Source organism: Streptomyces sp. NPDC005408, assembly GCF_040606445.1.
Lineage (GTDB): Bacteria > Actinomycetota > Actinomycetes > Streptomycetales > Streptomycetaceae > Streptomyces.
In genome coordinates this window covers 54,222-69,018 of sequence record NZ_JBEXEX010000029.1, presented here as the reverse complement: position 1 = coordinate 69,018, position 14,797 = coordinate 54,222, and the positions used below count along the sequence as shown (strand labels likewise).

The following is a 14,797-nucleotide window of genomic DNA, read 5'->3' as shown; positions in this document are numbered from 1 at the left end:
GGAGCCAGCCGCCATGGCAGAACACGACATCCGCGACAACAGGCCGAAGGGACTCCTCGAAGCGTACGAGGACGGCCAGGTGACGGGCCGTATCGTCTACTTCACCCTCGACGCGGATCCCGCCGCCCTGGTCGCGGTGCACACGGTGGTGGAGCCGGCACACGAGGGCAAGGGCATCGCGGGCTCCCTGGTGCGGGAATTCTACGCGATGGCGGCACGCGAGGGCGTCCCCGTCGTACCGCTGTGTCCGTACGCCGCCAAGTGGGCCGCGCGCCACCCCGACGAGGCCCCCGAGCCGCCGGCCGAGCTGGTCCAGGAGGCCAAGGCGCAGCTCAAAGCCGACCACCCGGAGCTCTGGTAATGCCCGGCAGCGCGTCGGGGACGCTGGCGCTGCTCCACACTTCCCCGGTCCATGTCCCGGTCTTCGAGACGCTGCGGGACGAGGACCATCCCGGTCTCGGGCTGCGCCATCTCGTACGCGAGGATCTGCTCGCCCGGGCCCGGGAGGAAGGCGCCGAGGCCGTCGCCCCCGCCGTGGCGGCCGCACTGGCCGAGGCCGTCGACGAGGGGGCGAGCGCCGTCCTGTGCACCTGTTCCACGATCGGCGGTGTTGCCGAGGCGTGCGCCGCCGACCTCGGGGTGCCGGTACTTCGCGTCGACCGTCCGATGGCCGCGGCGGCGGCAGCGGCCGACCGGATCGTGGTGGTAGCCGCACTGCTCAGCACCCTCGAGCCGACCCTCGCACTGATCCGCGAAGAGGCCGCGGGCCGCGGTGTCGCCCTGCGTACCCTGCTGGTCGAAGGGGCCTGGGAGCGGTTCGAGGCGGGCGACCGCGAGGGCTATCTGGATGCGGTGGCCGCCGCCGTCGACTCGGTCCGGGAAGCGGATGTCATCGTGCTGGCCCAGGCGTCGATGGCCGATGCGGCAGCCCGTACGACGACTCCCGTCGCCGTTCTCTCCAGCCCGCGGCCCGGTCTGTGGGCCGCCGCTGGGGCCACAGCGTCCGGATCATGACGCGTGGACCCGGCGCGCGTGGGCACGCGCATCGGGAGACATTGGGAACGCACGACTCCGTCCTTCTGGAGGTCTGGCATGACCCAGCCGCCCGTACCGCCTTCGCCCCTGCCGACGCCGGGCCCGCCCGGACCCGGTCCGGGGCCCCTGCCCGGGCCTGTGCCGCCCCCCGCGCCGCCGCCGGGACCCGCGCCGGAACCCATTCCGCAGCCGCCGGGCCCGGGCCCCGAGCCGGTACCCCCGCCGGAGCCGGAGCCCCAGCCGGGGCCTGCGAGCTGATCGCCTCCCGGCGGGCCGAGCGCGGCTTCAGTCGGTGCTCACCTCCGAGCGGTCGCCGCCCCAGAGGGTGTGGAACGAGCCCTCCTGGTCGGTCCGCCGGTAGGTGTGCGCACCGAAGAAGTCGCGCTGCCCCTGTGTGAGCGCCGCGGGCAGCCGCTCCGCGCGCAGGGCGTCGTAGTAGGCGAGGGCCGCCGAGAAGCCCGGCGTCGGGACGCCCTGCCGGGCGGCCGTCGCGACCACCTCGCGCCAGTCGTCCTGCGCCGCGCCGATCTCCTCGGCGAACTGCTTGTCCGAGAGCAGGCTCGGCAGATCGCGCTGCGCGTCGTACGCGCCGCGGATACGGTCCAGGAACGCGGCCCTGATGATGCAGCCCGCCCGCCAGATTGCGGCCACCGAACCGAGGTCGATGTTCCAGTCGTAGGCATCGCTGCCCGCCTGGATCTGGTGGAAGCCCTGGGTGTACGAGACGATCTTGGACGCGTACAGCGCCTGCTCCACGCGGTCGGCGAAGCGCGCGGCCTCGGCCGCGCTCAGTGGCTGCGCCGTCGGCCCGGGCAGGCTGCGGGATGCCTCGCGCAGGTCCGCGTGGCCCGACAGCGAGCGGGCGAAGACGGCCTCCGCGATGCCGGAGACCGGCACACCCAGGTCGAGCGCGATCTGCACGGTCCAGCGTCCCGTGCCCTTCTGCTCCGCCTGGTCGGTGACGATGTCGACGAAGGGCTTTCCGGTCGCGGCGTCCGTATGGGCCAGCACCTCCGCCGTGATCTCGATCAGATACGAGTCGAGACGCCCGGTGTTCCAGGTGCGGAAGGTCTCGGCGATCTGCGCGGGGGAGTAGCCCGCGACGGCGCGCAGCAGGTGGTACGCCTCGGCGATCAGCTGCATGTCGGCGTACTCGATGCCGTTGTGCACCATCTTCACGAAGTGCCCGGCGCCGTCCGGGCCGATGTGCGCGACGGTCGGCGTGCCGTCGGGGGCCTTCGCGGCGATCTTCTCGAGCAGCGGCCCGAGCGAGGCGTACGACTCGGTGGAGCCGCCCGGCATGATGCTCGGCCCGTGCAGCGCGCCCTCCTCGCCGCCCGAGATGCCCGTGCCCACGAAGTGGATGCCGCGCTCGCGCAGCTCCTTCTCGCGGCGGACGGTATCGGCGAAGTGGGCATTGCCGCCGTCGATGATGACGTCGCCCTCCTCGAGGAGCGGCGCGAACTCCTGGATCACGGCGTCCGTCGGATCGCCCGCCTTGACCATGATGATCAGGCGGCGTGGGCGCTCAAGAGCCGCGACGAACTCCTCGGCCGACTCGGCTGCAACAAACGTGCCCTCGTCGCCGAACTCCTCGACCAGCGCCCGCGTCCTGGCGGTTGTGCGGTTGTGCACGGCGACGGTGAGGCCGTTGCGGGCGAAGTTGCGGGCGAGATTGCGGCCCATCACCGCGAGCCCCGTGACGCCGATCTGGGCTGTTCCACTCATAGGTGTGCTCCTGGATGTCCGTCGGAAAATCCGTGTCCCGCCCTACGGGTACGTACGGGCGAGGCCGGCCATTCATTGATCCTCAAGCCCTGCCCATGCTTCCGCATTTCCGGCGCCGCCGGATCCCGTCGCGGCTTCTGTGTGCGCCCGCGGGCAGGGTTTCGGACGCCATATCGGCGGGAAGCGGGCACCGCCGCGGGGCGTGGGACGCGCCACGGGCGGTGCGACCAGGGCTGACGGCCCCACCGAAACGGGCACGATCGGGCACAGCGAATCCTGTGAAGAGCCTGGTCGCGCCGCCGCACATGCTTGTACAAACGACGCATGGGCCCGAACGGACGCCGGGCCCGCAGCACAAGCACAAGCAAGGAAGTGTGCCGTGGACACCGAGGAACGCCGACGGGGAATTCTGGATACGGCCCGGCGTGACGGGTCGGTCGACGTCAACCGGCTCGCCGGTCAGTTCCAGGTGGCCAAGGAGACCATCAGGCGGGATCTGCACGCCCTGGAGGAACACGGCCTGGTGCGGCGTACGCACGGCGGCGCCTACCCCGTCGAGTCCGCCGGATTCGAGACCACACTCGCGGTACGGACCACCCGTCACGTGCCGCAGAAGTCCCGGATCGCCGCTGCTGCCTCCGATCTGCTCGGTGACGCCGAGACGGTCTTCGTCGACGAGGGCTTCACCCCGCAGCTCGTCGCCGAGGCCCTGCCGCGCGACCGGCCACTGACCGTCGTCACCGCGTCCCTGGCCGTCGCGACAGTCCTGGCGGACGCCGAAAAGATCTCCGTACTGCTGCTGGGCGGGCGCGTCCGCGGCGGCACCATGGCCACGGTCGACCACTGGGCCACCCGGATGCTCGCCGACTTCGTCATCGATCTGGCGTACGTCGGCGCGAACGGCATCTCCCGCGAATACGGACTGACCACACCCGACCCGGCGGTCAGCGAGGTCAAGGCGCAGGCCATGCGCAGCGCACGCCGGCGGATCTTCGCCGGAATCCACACCAAGTTCGGCGCGGTGAGCTTCTGCCGCTTCGCCGACGTCGGCGACTTCGAGGCCATCGTCACCGACGTGGGCCTGCCCTCGGCCGAGGCACAGCGCTACTCCCTCCTCGGCCCCCAGATCATCCGCGTCTGACCCCGGGCACCCGCACCCGGCGCCCGACTTCCTTACCCCATAAGCGCATTGATCCCCGGCAGCCCTGCCGGGGGCAGGGCCGTCATGCCCTGAACCACCGATCACCGAGCCGCAACGAACCATCAGGAGAAATCATGGCCCTCCAGCGACGACCACGTGGAATCCGCCTGAGTGCGGTGGCGGGCACGGCCGCCATGGCACTGCTCGCGGGGTGCAGCGGAGCAGGCGCCTCCGCATCCGGCGGGGGCGAGGCGGTGAACGTACTCATGGTGAACAACCCGCAGATGGTCGAGCTGCAGAAGCTGACCGCGGAGAACTTCACCAAGGAGACCGGCATCAAGGTCAACTTCACCGTGCTCCCGGAGAACGACGTCCGCGACAAGATCAGCCAGGACTTCTCCAACCAGGCGGGCCAGTACGACGTGGCCACCATCAGCAACTTCGAGGTGCCCTTCTACGCCAAGAACGGCTGGCTGCACGGGCTCGACGAGTACGCGACGAAGGACACCGCCTTCGACCAGAACGACATCCTCAAGCCCCTGCGGGACTCGCTCACCGCGAAGGACGGAAAGCTCTACGCCGAGCCCTTCTACGGCGAGTCGTCCTTCCTGATGTACCGCAAGGACGTGCTGGCCAAGAAGGGTCTGGCGATGCCGGCGAGGCCCACCTGGCAGCAGGTGGCCGATCTCGCGGCGAAGGCGGACGGAGCCGAGAGCGGGATGAAGGGCATCTGCCTGCGCGGGCTGCCCGGCTGGGGCGAGGTCATCGCCCCGCTCACCACCGTCGTCAACACCATGGGCGGCACCTGGTTCACCCAGGACTGGCAGGCGCAGCTGACATCCCCGGAGTTCAAGAAGGCCACCCAGTTCTATGTCGACCTCGTCCGCAAGCACGGCGAGGCGGGCGCGGCCCAGTCCGGGTACGCGGAGTGCCTCAACAACATGACCCAGGGCAAGACCGCGATGTGGTACGACGCGACGGCCGGAGCGGGCTCGCTGGAGGCGGCCGGATCCCCGGTGAAGGGCAAGATCGGATACGTACCGGCGCCGGTGGAGAAGACGCAGAGCTCCGGCTGGCTCTACACCTGGGCCTGGGGCATGCAGAAGGCGTCCAAGAACTCCGACAGCGCCTGGAAGTTCATCTCCTGGGCGTCGAGCAAGAAGTACGAGGAGCTCGTCGGCGCGAAGAGCGGCTGGGCCAATGTGCCCGCAGGCAAGCGGGCCTCCACCTACGCCAATCCGGAGTACCGCAAGGCCGCAGGCGCCTTCGCGGACATCACCGAGAAGGCCATCGCGAGTGCCAACGCGGAGAACCCCGGCACGCAGCCGCGACCCGCGGCCGGAATCCAGTTCGTCGGCATCCCCGAATTCACCGACCTCGGCACCAAGGTCTCGCAGGAGATCAGCGCGGCCATCGCCGGACGCCAGTCCGTCGACCAGGCCCTGGCAGCCTCCCAGAAGCTGGCCGAGAAGGTCGGCAAGGAGCAGCAGTGACCGCCTCCGTCACCACCCAGCCGCACAGCCCGCAGGTCCGCTCGAAGCAGGCGCTGCAGCCGAAGCAGCGGAAGGGGGGAGTACGGGCCTGGGCCACCCGTGCCCCGCTCCTTCCGGCCCTCGTCTTCCTGATCGCGGTCACCCAACTGCCCTTCGTGGCAACGCTGGTGATCTCCCTCTTCGACTGGAACTCGCTGAGCCCCGACGAGCGCAGCTTCGCCGGACTCGCCAACTACGGCACCGTGGTCACCGACCCGGAGCTGCGTGACTCGGTCTTCACCACGGTCCTGCTCACCGCGAGCGTCGTCATCGCCACCGTGGTACTCGGACTGCTGCTCGCCCTGCTCCTCGACCGCACGTTCTTCGGGCGCGGCATGGTGCGCACCCTGCTCATCACGCCCTTCCTGATCGTCCCGGTCTCGGCCGCGCTGCTGTGGAAGCACGCGCTCTACAACCCGGAGTACGGGCTTCTCAACGGGGCCTGGAACTGGGTCGCCGGACTCTTCGGCGACGACACTCCCGCCCAGCCGGACTGGATATCCGGCATGCCGCTGATCGCGGTCGAGGCAGCCCTGGTCTGGCAGTGGACGCCGTTCATGATGCTGATCCTGCTCGCGGGGCTGCAGAGCAGGCCCGCCGACATGATGGAGGCCGCGCACCTCGACGGGGCGAGCGCCTGGCAGTCCTTCCGCTATCTCACGCTGCCGCATCTGCGCCGCTACCTCGAACTGGGCGTCCTGCTCGGCTCCGTGTACATCGTGCAGAACTTCGACGCGGTGTTCACGATCACCTCCGGAGGGCTCGGCACCGCCAACCTCCCGTACACGATCTACCAGACCTTCTACCAAGCCCACGAGTACGGACTGGCGTCCGCCGCGGGAGTCGTCGTCGTGATCGGCACGATGATCATCGCGACGTTCGCGCTCCGGGTGGTCTCGTCCCTCTTCCGTGAGGAGGCGAACCGCGCATGACCGCTCATACCGCTCCCGCAGCCGCCCCGGCTCCGTCGAAACCGGCGCCGGAACTGCTGCCGCCCGCCGCGCGCCGGGCCAGGCGCCGCTCCGCAGTGCTGGGCCTGCTCGCCTGGGTGGCGGGCATCGGGTTCTGCCTGCCCGCCGCGTGGATGCTGCTCACGTCACTGCACTCCGAGCCGGACGCTGCGACCAATCCGCCCTCCTTCGCCGCGCCGCTGACCCTGGACAGCTACCGGGAGTTCTTCGGCGCGGGCGGCGGGCCGAGCCCCTGGCCGTCGCTGATCAACTCCCTGACCGCGTCCGCCTTCTCGACCCTGCTGGTGCTCGTCCTCGCCCTCCCGGCGGCGTACGCGCTCTCCATCCGGCGCGTACGCAAGTGGACGGACGTGATGTTCTTCTTCCTGTCCACGAAGATGCTCCCGGTCGTCGCAGGGCTGCTGCCCGTCTATCTCTTCGCGAAGAACGCCGGGATGCTGGACAACATCTGGCTCCTGGTCATCCTCTACACCTCGATGAACCTGCCGATCGCGGTGTGGATGATGCAGTCGTTCCTCGCGGACGTGCCCGTCTCGATCATCGAAGCGGCTCAGGTCGACGGCGCCAGGCTGCCCACGGTCCTGGCCCGGGTGGTCGCTCCCGTGGCCGCCCCCGGGATCGCGGCCACCGCGCTTATCTGCTTCATCTTCAGCTGGAACGAACTGCTCTTCGCCCGCGTGCTCACCGGCGTCGTCGCCCAGACCGCGCCTGTGTATCTGACCGGATTCGTCACCAGCCAGGGCCTGTTCCTCGCCCAGCTGTGCGCCGCGTCCGTCGTTGTGTCCCTGCCGGTGCTCGCCGCCGGATACGCCGCCCAGGACAAGCTCGTCCAGGGCCTCTCTCTTGGAGCTGTTAAATGAGGGCAGCGATCGTCGAAGCCCCCGGCAAGGTCTCCGTCACGACGGTTCCCGATCCGACGCCGGGACCGCGGGAGGTCGTCGTCTCGGTGGCCTCGTGCGGTCTGTGCGGCACCGATCTGCACATTCTGCAGGGCGAGTTCGCGCCCACACTGCCGATCCTGCCCGGCCACGAGTTCGCCGGTGAGATCGTGGGCATCGGGAGTGAGGTCACCGAACTGGCCCTCGGCGACAAGGTCGCCGTCGACCCGTCCCTGCACTGTCACGAGTGCCGCTACTGCCGGGCAGGACGCGGCAACCTCTGCGACCGGTGGGCCGCCATCGGCGTCACCGTGCCGGGCGGCGCGGCCGAGTTCGCCGTCGCCCCCGTCGCCAACTGCGTACGGCTGCCGGACCATATCGACGTCAAGGACGCGGCACTGATCGAGCCGCTGTCCTGCGCGGTGCGCGGATACGACGTACTGAACAGCAGCACCCTCGGTGCCAATGTGCTGATCTACGGCTCCGGGACCATGGGCCTGATGATGCTGGAGCTGGCCAAGCGCACCGGCGCCGCGAGCGTGGACGTACTCGACATCAACCCGGACCGCCTCGCGACCGCCTCGCTGCTCGGCTGCTCCCGCTCGGCAGCCGGCGCCGAGGAGCTGGACCAGCCGGGCGGCTGGGACTTCGTCGTCGACGCGACCGGCAATGCGGGGGCCATCCAGGACGGCCTCGGACGGGTCGCGAAGGGGGGCACCTTCCTGCAGTTCGGGGTTGCCGACTATGCGACGACCGCGGTGATCGAGCCGTACCGGATCTACAACCAGGAGATCACCATCACCGGCTCCATGGCTGTGCTGCACAGCTATGAGCGAGCCGCCGCGCTCTTCGCGTCCGGAGTGCTCGACCCGTCCGTCTTCATCAGCGACCGGCTGCCGCTGGACCAGTACCCCGAGGCCATCGAGCGGTTCAAGGCGGGCCAGGGCCGCAAGATCGTGGTGCAGCCGTGACCGCAGGCCGCGACTCCGTACTGGTCCTGGGCGAGGCACTCATCGATCTCGTCCCCGTCCCGGGCGAGCCGGAGACCCTGCGCGCCCAGCCGGGCGGCGCCCCCGCCAATGTCGCGGCCGGCCTGGCCCGCCTCGGTAGGCCCGTCTCGTTCGCCGGAGCACTCGGCGGCGACAGCTTCGCGCGGTCCATCGAGCGGCGGCTGGCCGGCGCGGGCGTGGATCTCACCCTCTGCGCCCAATCCGGCCTGCCCACGGCCCTGGCGGTCGCCGACCCGGGGGAGACGGGGACCGGCTACCACTTCCACCTGCAGTCCACCGCGACCTTCCGCTTCCCGGACCGGGCGGCCGAGGTCGGCCGCTTCGGCGCGGTGTACGTGGGAGGCCTGGCCGCGGTAGTCGACCCGGCTGCCCAGGCCGTCGCCTCGACCGCCGAGGCTGCCGCCCGGCGCTCCCTGCTGGTGGTGGACCCCAACGTCCGCGAGGACCGCACACTCGACCGTGGCAGGAGCCTCGCCCTGCTGCGTGACCTGTGCGAACTGGCCCATGTCGTGAAGGCCAGCGACGAGGACCTACTGCGTCTGTGGCCGGACACCGCCCCGGACGAGACCTGCCGCCGACTGGCCGCGGGCGGCCGCCTGGTGATCCTTACCCGCGGCCCCCACGGCGCCACCGCCCACACCCCCTCCGGCCCGCCCGTTTCCGTACCGGCCGTCCCGGTCGCGGTGGTCAACACCATCGGCGCCGGAGACGCATTCATGGCGGGCACCCTCGCCTGGCTCGGCACGACGGGGGGCTGGGAGCGCATGCTGAGCCCGGACCGCGCGGTGAGCATGCTGGAGTTCGCAGCCCAGGTGGCGGCCTCGGTGGTCACCCAGCCGGGCACGGAGCCCTCGGCACCGGCGTCCGTATGAACCCTCGCCCCGCCGGACCATCCCCCTCCGGCGGGGCGGGGCGGTCGACGATGTGACGGGCGCCACTCGTGGCCGTTTGGTCGGCCGCTTGCCTCCTGTTACGGCGGCATCTAGCCTCACGAGTGACGTACCGACCAGTTGGTACGTGCTGGATTTGCCCACCACGGCCGAGGAGCCGCGAAGATGAGCCGCACCAACCGTCAATTGCGCCTGGCCGCACGCCCCGTGGGGCAGCCCCGGCCCACCGACTGGGAACACGTCGAGGAGCCGGTCGGCGAGCCGGGTGAGGGCGAGCTGCTGGTGCAGGTGCTCTACCTGTCGATCGATCCGGCGATGCGCGGCTGGATGAACGCGGGCAAGTCGTACATACGACCCGTCGAAATCGGCGAGGTGATGCGGGCCGGCGCGGTGGGCCGGGTCATCGCCTCCCGGCACCCCGACTTCGCGGTCGGGGATCACGTGTCCGGCACGTTCGGCGTCCAGGAGTACTGCCTGTCGGACGGTCGCGGCGTCACCAAGGTCGACCCGGAGCTGGCGCCGCTGCCCGTGTATCTCGGCACTCTTGGCATGTCGGGCATGACGGCCTACTTCGGCCTGCTCGACATCGGACTCCCGAAGCCGGGGCAGACGGTCGTGGTCTCCGGAGCGGCGGGCGCGGTCGGCAACGTGGTCGGTCAGGTCGCCAAGATCCTCGGCTGCCGGGTCATCGGCATCGCCGGAGGAGAGCGCAAGTGCCGTTCGGTGGTCGAGGAGTTCGGCTTCGACGCCGCGATCGACTACCAGACCGAGGATGTGCGCAAGGCCCTGCGCGAGCACGCCCCGGACGGTGTGGACGTCTACTTCGACAATGTCGGCGGCGACATCCTGGACGCGGTGCTGACCAGGCTGGCGCGCGGCGCCCGGATCGTCATCTGCGGCGCGATCTCCCAGTACAACAACACCGAGCCGGTCAAGGGACCGAGCAACTACATGTCGCTGCTGGTCAATCGGGCCACCATGACCGGAATGGTGGTCTTCGACTACGCCGACCGGTATGCCGAGGCCGTCACCGAACTGGCCGGGTGGCGGGCGGCGGGCCGGCTGCGCTCGGTTGAGGACGTGGTGTCCGGCGGAGTCGCGGCATTCCCCGACACCCTGATGCGGCTGTTCCGCGGTGAGAACCTCGGCAAGCTCGTGCTCAAGATCGCGGACGAGTAGGACAGATGGCAGCCATGGATCTCAAGGGCGCGGGTGTCGTCGTCACGGGCGCCGGGTCGGGCATCGGAGCGGCACTCGCCCGCCGTTTCGCCGCCGAGGGCGCCCGGCTCGTGGTCAACGACCTGGACGCCGCGGCGGCCGCCCGGGTCGCCGCCGAGGTCGGCGGGCTCGCCGTACCGGGCGACGCCGGCGCCGAGGAGAGCGTTGCCGCCATGGTGGCGGCCGCGCGCGCCCACCTCGGTGAGATCGACCTGTTCTGCGCCAACGCGGGCATCGAGCCCGGCGGCGGGGTACACACCCCGGAGCAGGTGTGGGACCAGGTCTGGCAGGTGAACGTCATGGGCCACGTGCGGGTGACGCGTCACCTGATCGGCCCGTGGCTTGAACGGGGCCGCGGCCACTTCCTGGCCACGGTCTCCGCCGCCGGCCTGCTGACCCACCTCGAATCGGCCCCGTACTCGGTGTCCAAGCACGGCGCCCTGGCCTTCGCCGAGTGGCTCTCGGCCACCTACGGCGACCAGGGCCTGACGGTCCAGGTCGTGTGCCCGCTGGGCGTCCGCACCGAGATGTACGAGAAGACCGACGCGGCCGCAAAGGCGGTGCTCGGCGGCAACGTCCTCAAACCCGAGCAGGTGGCCGACGAGGTCATGGAGGGCCTCGCGGACGGGCGGTTCCTGATCCTTCCGCACGCCGAGGTACGGGAGCACTACACGTTCCGGGCGACGGATACGGAACGGTGGCTCAGGGGGATGCGGCGGCTGCGGCGGCGCATCGACGAGGCCGCCGAAGGCGACAAATAACAATCGCATTGTTAAACTTTCGGTATGGCCACTCTTCCCGCGCCCGGCGAAGGCCCTGTCCGGCCGGTATCCGTCTCCCTCCATGAAGGCACGATCGCAGCGCTCAGGGAGCGCACCGGCAAGCGCGGCATGTCCGCGTACGTCGAAGCTCTCATTCAGCGGCAACTGGAGCGCGAACGGCTGCGCGAACTCATCGAGGACGCAGAAGCCGAGCACGGCCCGGTCGACCAGGCAGCGGTCGAAGCCAAGCGAGCAGTCCTGCGCGGCGACACGGCCGGCTCGGCGGACGCCGCGTGAGCGGAACTCTTGTTCTGGACTGCGAAGGGCTGTCCAAACTCGTACGGCGCTCTCCCGAGCTCACCGAGTGGCTGACCGCTGCCGAAGCCGAAGACATCCGCGTGGTGACCAGCTCCGTCACGCTCGTCGAGGCATGCGACCCCAAGGTCGACCAGGCCAGGTTCGACTACGCCGTCTCACGGGTGAACATCATCCCGCCGACGGAAACCATCGCCCGCCACGCGAGCAAACTCCTGGCCGCAGCAGGCCTGCACGGCCACAAGTACGCCCTGGACGCAATCGTGGCCGCCACTGCGCTGGCTTCGCCCGCCCCGGTAACCATCCTGACCTCGGACCCTGAGGATCTCCTCATGCTGTGCAGCTCCGGCGGCGTCCGCGTGATCAAAATCTGACCCACGCGACCACCCCTGCACGTGGTCGATCTCGTGGCACGACCATGACCCAGCGCCTCCGCGCCTTGCCTGCCCGCGCCGCTTCAGGCCACTTCGCCCCGCTCCGGCTTCGCCGGGGACAGGAATCGATGGACGTGGGCCCGGGGGTGGTGCAGTGACAGGTCGGGGCGCCAGGCGGTGAGGACCTGGGCCGAGGGGGTGAACAGCGGTCCTGGGGGGTGTACGGGCTCGGTCCAGGCCCATCGCTCGATCAGATGGGGTTCGGCCGCTACGGGCTCTCCCTCGTACGTCGAGATCAGCGCGGCGACGGTCACCCGGTTGATCCCGTGATCGGTGTCGAGCAGCATCGCCAGGACTTGCACGTCCCCGGCCCGGGCCGACAGCCCCGTCTCCTCCCGGAGTTCCCGGACGGCGGCGGCCTGGAGGGACTCGCCGGGATCGACTTTTCCGCCGGGGAGTTCCCAGCCCCCGCTCCGATGCAGCCCGAGCAGGACGCGGCCGGCCGGGGACAGGACGATCACGCCGACGCCGAGAACCGCCTGCGGCTCGCGGGTGCGCCTGACCTGCGCAGGGTTCGCCGACTGCGAGAGGTCCGTCGAGGGCCTGTGTGCCATTGGCTCTCCGTTCGTTCGTGACAGCGGGCCGGAACCAGGTCACCGCACAGCGGCCTCCAGTGCTTCCCGCCAGGTCCGGTCGGCTCCTTCGGCCGCGTCCGGGGCGGCCTCGCCGGCGGCCTCGTCGAGCCTTTCGATGATCCACTCGGGGAGGCTCTGGCCCGCGCCCTCGGCGGCCCGCGCCCACACGACCTCACGCTCGGCCGTGGTCTTGATGTGCACGCGGACCTCGCGCGCCGGCGCGTCCGCCGAGCCGTTGGACAACGCGTTCTTGAGATTCCTCCGCAGCAGGTTCCGCGACCAGTTGCCCTCCTCCGCCCGGCTCAGCCACGCGTCCTGCTCCTGCGGGCCGAGCGCCGCGACCTCCGCGTGATGCTGGAGGCTCAGCTTGGCTCGGCGCCGCTCGGCCGGGAACCGCCGGGCGACCCAGGCGTAGTTGCGCAGCGTCTGGTAGTCCAGACCGGTCTGTTCCACTGCCCGCCGGTAGCGGTCGGGATAGGCGTCCTGGCCGAAGATGAGCCAGTCCGCCAGCCACCACGACGACGAGTCCGTGATCAGGAACAGCTGGCGTCCCACCCTGGTCCAGTCCGCGAACGTCGCGTGGGGCATGAGCGAGAGGGCTGTCCGACGGGTCCGCGCCACACCTTCGAGCAACACGCGGTCCGCTGTGACCACCGCTGTGCCCCTGCCATTTCGGTCACCACTCATCGCATTTCCCCCGTTTGTTCACTAGGTGCATGATCAATTTCGATGGTCGGTCAGGTCCTTCGGCGGGGACAAGGCTGACCGTGACCATTTCACGAACTGGCAATAAACACGGAGGGGTGGTCGTGGCTAAATCGCGGCACGCGGGCCGGGTACGTTGCTGCCCGTACTGAGTGACCTTGCTCGGAATGGGTCGAAAAGGCGCTCGGCAAACCCCTGTTGCCAGGTTTGGACGTCTCCGTCAAGCTCGCCGTATTCGTCCAGGTGTCTCAGGTCTTGGGGTGTGAAACGTGAAAGAAGTTCACCAGGGACATCGTCCGGATAGAGCTGGGCGGCATAGTGCAGTGCGTAGTGGACACTCGTTGGGCAGTCATACTCGGCCACCCTGTCCGAAAGGCGATTCAGGGCTTCCCCCCGGATTGGGTGCAAAAGTTCGATAAAGTCGAGGAATTTGAGGAGAGTCAGGTCCTTTCCGATTTCGATGTAGTAAAGCGTGGTCGCCTCGACATGCAGCTGCACACTGGCGTCGATGACCTGGTCAACGGGGTCCAGCATCCGGGCGGGCTCGCCGAAGACGGTGGTGGGAACGGCCCGGCCGAGAAACTCCGCCGAGTCGGTGTCGATACCGGAACGCGCCTGGAACAGGCTGAAGCAGGGGTCCAGAATGAACAACTCCACGTCGTCCCGCTGCGCGAGCTTCAGATAAGGGAGACCGACATTGCTCAGGTTGACCTGCCAGAACATTCGGGTCCTGCGGTCGAAGGGGACGATCTTCTCGCCGCTCTGTGAGGACTGCCCCTGTTCGTAACCGAGGTCGTCCGCGCAGGCGGCAAACGCCGGGAAGTCCTCGCGCCGCAGCAGCACATCCAGGTCGCCCATGCGACGCGCACCGATGTCCCGGTAGACCCCTTCGCACAGGACGGGGCCCTTGCGAATGGCATATTCGATGCCGAGTTCGTTCAGTCTCCGCACCACCTTTGCGTATTCGTCGGCGAGCGCGAGATTCCGGCGGCGATTCCCCTCGTAGACATAGGAGAGGATCCAGCGGTACGGCGCGAGGGGGCGGCCCTCCTCGGACTGGGTCAGCCGCAGCCGGATGAGGTTGCGCCCCAGCAGCGGCAGGACGCCGTGCCGGGCCGCGAGGTCCACCAGCCGCCCCCAGTCGAGTTCCTTGCCGTGCGTCACCAGGAAGCGGTGGATCCGGGCCTGTTGGGCCGTCGTGAGCCGCAGCCGGGCCGCGGACAGGACGAGCTGCGCTTCGAGGGAGAGACCGCTCAGTGACGGCGGTGCCAGGAGGTCGGACACGGTCGTGGTCATGCGGCGGATTCCTGTCCCCTCAGCTCCGTCACGACGGCCCACAGGCTCGCGGGATCGGCGAACGTGGTCGCGGACAGCAGCTCGTCCGGAACGCTGACTTCGTACTGGTCCTCCAGCTCCAGCAGGAGGGTCACCGTCGCCAGCGAATCCAGGCCGTACTGGGACAGCGGCAGGTCGGGGGTGACCCGTTCGGTGCTGTCGAGCAGCGGCAGATGCGTGCGCAGCAGGGTGTCGAAGTCGGGCGGCCACGGGGTGGTTGCCATGGAATTACTCCTCCGGAGGTTCGGCGGGCGAAGCGAGCCCAAGGG

17 protein-coding genes are annotated in these 14,797 nt (G+C 69.6%); 12 read left to right on the top strand and 5 right to left on the bottom strand.

Going from position 1 to position 14,797, the window contains the following annotated elements; all coding sequences use genetic code 11:
* Window positions 1-13 precede the first annotated feature (13 nt).
* Both ABZS64_RS24900 and ABZS64_RS24895 read left to right on the top strand, forming a co-directional pair.
* Window positions 14-361, top strand: a complete 348-nt coding sequence (locus tag ABZS64_RS24900) for a GNAT family N-acetyltransferase (RefSeq protein ID WP_355833674.1) — start codon at window positions 14-16, stop codon at window positions 359-361.
* On the top strand, window positions 361-1,014 hold the full coding sequence (locus ABZS64_RS24895) for an aspartate/glutamate racemase family protein (RefSeq protein ID WP_355833671.1): 654 nt from the start codon (window positions 361-363) through the stop codon (window positions 1,012-1,014). Before ABZS64_RS24900 ends, ABZS64_RS24895 begins: the two co-directional genes overlap by 1 nt.
* A 306-nt stretch (window positions 1,015-1,320) precedes the next feature.
* On the opposite strand, the gene gndA is transcribed toward ABZS64_RS24895, so the two are convergent.
* Window positions 1,321-2,763, bottom strand: a complete 1,443-nt coding sequence (gene gndA / locus ABZS64_RS24890; RefSeq protein WP_355833669.1) for an NADP-dependent phosphogluconate dehydrogenase — start codon at window positions 2,761-2,763, stop codon at window positions 1,321-1,323.
* Window positions 2,764-3,142: 379 nt separating this feature from the next.
* Here gndA and ABZS64_RS24885 point away from each other — a divergent pair, with 379 nt between their 5' ends.
* The 10 genes from ABZS64_RS24885 to ABZS64_RS24840 all read left to right on the top strand — a co-directional run bounded on the left by ABZS64_RS24885 (window position 3,143) and on the right by ABZS64_RS24840 (window position 11,853).
* The gene (locus ABZS64_RS24885) at window positions 3,143-3,904 is read left to right on the top strand and encodes a DeoR/GlpR family DNA-binding transcription regulator (protein WP_355833667.1); all 762 of its coding nucleotides are present in this window, start codon (window positions 3,143-3,145) and stop codon (window positions 3,902-3,904) included.
* Between the two features lie 134 nt (window positions 3,905-4,038).
* Window positions 4,039-5,397: a sugar ABC transporter substrate-binding protein gene (locus ABZS64_RS24880; protein WP_355833664.1), complete on the top strand. Its 1,359-nt coding sequence runs from the start codon at window positions 4,039-4,041 to the stop codon at window positions 5,395-5,397.
* Window positions 5,398-5,450: 53 nt separating this feature from the next.
* Complete coding sequence (locus tag ABZS64_RS24875) at window positions 5,451-6,368, top strand: sugar ABC transporter permease (RefSeq protein ID WP_355833746.1); 918 nt, start codon at window positions 5,451-5,453, stop codon at window positions 6,366-6,368.
* On the top strand, window positions 6,365-7,267 hold the full coding sequence (locus ABZS64_RS24870) for a carbohydrate ABC transporter permease (protein ID WP_355833661.1): 903 nt from the start codon (window positions 6,365-6,367) through the stop codon (window positions 7,265-7,267). The genes ABZS64_RS24875 and ABZS64_RS24870 overlap by 4 nt, the downstream gene beginning before the upstream one ends.
* Window positions 7,264-8,256 carry a zinc-dependent alcohol dehydrogenase family protein gene (locus tag ABZS64_RS24865; protein ID WP_355833659.1) on the top strand — a complete coding sequence of 331 codons (993 nt, stop codon included), beginning with the start codon at window positions 7,264-7,266 and terminating at the stop codon, window positions 8,254-8,256. The genes ABZS64_RS24870 and ABZS64_RS24865 overlap by 4 nt, the downstream gene beginning before the upstream one ends.
* Window positions 8,253-9,167 (top strand): PfkB family carbohydrate kinase, encoded by a 915-nt coding sequence (locus ABZS64_RS24860; protein WP_355833656.1) that lies wholly within the window; start codon window positions 8,253-8,255, stop codon window positions 9,165-9,167. Before ABZS64_RS24865 ends, ABZS64_RS24860 begins: the two co-directional genes overlap by 4 nt.
* 183 nt (window positions 9,168-9,350) lie before the next feature.
* Window positions 9,351-10,364: an NADP-dependent oxidoreductase gene (locus ABZS64_RS24855; protein WP_355833653.1), complete on the top strand. Its 1,014-nt coding sequence runs from the start codon at window positions 9,351-9,353 to the stop codon at window positions 10,362-10,364.
* 5 nt (window positions 10,365-10,369) lie between these two features.
* Window positions 10,370-11,164: an SDR family oxidoreductase gene (locus tag ABZS64_RS24850; protein ID WP_355833650.1), complete on the top strand. Its 795-nt coding sequence runs from the start codon at window positions 10,370-10,372 to the stop codon at window positions 11,162-11,164.
* Between the two features lie 24 nt (window positions 11,165-11,188).
* Entirely contained in the window at window positions 11,189-11,461 is a 273-nt protein-coding gene (locus tag ABZS64_RS24845) for a hypothetical protein (RefSeq protein WP_355833648.1), read from the top strand.
* Entirely contained in the window at window positions 11,458-11,853 is a 396-nt protein-coding gene (locus ABZS64_RS24840) for a PIN domain-containing protein (protein WP_355833645.1), read from the top strand. The genes ABZS64_RS24845 and ABZS64_RS24840 overlap by 4 nt, the downstream gene beginning before the upstream one ends.
* 83 nt (window positions 11,854-11,936) lie before the next feature.
* Here ABZS64_RS24840 and ABZS64_RS24835 read toward each other — a convergent pair whose 3' ends face one another.
* From ABZS64_RS24835 to ABZS64_RS24820, 4 genes are all read right to left on the bottom strand, one after another.
* Window positions 11,937-12,467: an NUDIX domain-containing protein gene (locus tag ABZS64_RS24835; RefSeq protein ID WP_355833643.1), complete on the bottom strand. Its 531-nt coding sequence runs from the start codon at window positions 12,465-12,467 to the stop codon at window positions 11,937-11,939.
* Window positions 12,468-12,506: 39 nt separating this feature from the next.
* Window positions 12,507-13,175: an LmbU family transcriptional regulator gene (locus tag ABZS64_RS24830; protein ID WP_355833640.1), complete on the bottom strand. Its 669-nt coding sequence runs from the start codon at window positions 13,173-13,175 to the stop codon at window positions 12,507-12,509.
* A 126-nt stretch (window positions 13,176-13,301) separates the two neighbouring features.
* Window positions 13,302-14,489 (bottom strand): nucleotidyltransferase family protein, encoded by a 1,188-nt coding sequence (locus tag ABZS64_RS24825; RefSeq protein WP_355833637.1) that lies wholly within the window; start codon window positions 14,487-14,489, stop codon window positions 13,302-13,304.
* Entirely contained in the window at window positions 14,486-14,752 is a 267-nt protein-coding gene (locus tag ABZS64_RS24820; protein WP_355833635.1) for a phosphopantetheine-binding protein, read from the bottom strand. The genes ABZS64_RS24825 and ABZS64_RS24820 overlap by 4 nt, the downstream gene beginning before the upstream one ends.
* Between the last annotated feature and the right edge of the window lie 45 nt (window positions 14,753-14,797).

Coding starts and splice junctions, on each gene's coding strand:
- ABZS64_RS24820 (WP_355833635.1), bottom strand. CDS start 14,752: ATGGCAACCACCCCGTGGCCGCCCGACTTCGACACCCTGCTGCGCACG.
- ABZS64_RS24845 (WP_355833648.1), top strand. CDS start 11,189: ATGGCCACTCTTCCCGCGCCCGGCGAAGGCCCTGTCCGGCCGGTATCC.
- ABZS64_RS24835 (WP_355833643.1), bottom strand. CDS start 12,467: ATGGCACACAGGCCCTCGACGGACCTCTCGCAGTCGGCGAACCCTGCG.
- ABZS64_RS24850 (WP_355833650.1), top strand. CDS start 10,370: ATGGCAGCCATGGATCTCAAGGGCGCGGGTGTCGTCGTCACGGGCGCC.
- ABZS64_RS24870 (WP_355833661.1), top strand. CDS start 6,365: ATGACCGCTCATACCGCTCCCGCAGCCGCCCCGGCTCCGTCGAAACCG.
- ABZS64_RS24830 (WP_355833640.1), bottom strand. CDS start 13,175: ATGAGTGGTGACCGAAATGGCAGGGGCACAGCGGTGGTCACAGCGGAC.
- ABZS64_RS24900 (WP_355833674.1), top strand. CDS start 14: ATGGCAGAACACGACATCCGCGACAACAGGCCGAAGGGACTCCTCGAA.
- ABZS64_RS24855 (WP_355833653.1), top strand. CDS start 9,351: ATGAGCCGCACCAACCGTCAATTGCGCCTGGCCGCACGCCCCGTGGGG.
- ABZS64_RS24880 (WP_355833664.1), top strand. CDS start 4,039: ATGGCCCTCCAGCGACGACCACGTGGAATCCGCCTGAGTGCGGTGGCG.
- ABZS64_RS24895 (WP_355833671.1), top strand. CDS start 361: ATGCCCGGCAGCGCGTCGGGGACGCTGGCGCTGCTCCACACTTCCCCG.
- ABZS64_RS24825 (WP_355833637.1), bottom strand. CDS start 14,489: ATGACCACGACCGTGTCCGACCTCCTGGCACCGCCGTCACTGAGCGGT.
- ABZS64_RS24865 (WP_355833659.1), top strand. CDS start 7,264: ATGAGGGCAGCGATCGTCGAAGCCCCCGGCAAGGTCTCCGTCACGACG.
- gndA (WP_355833669.1), bottom strand. CDS start 2,763: ATGAGTGGAACAGCCCAGATCGGCGTCACGGGGCTCGCGGTGATGGGC.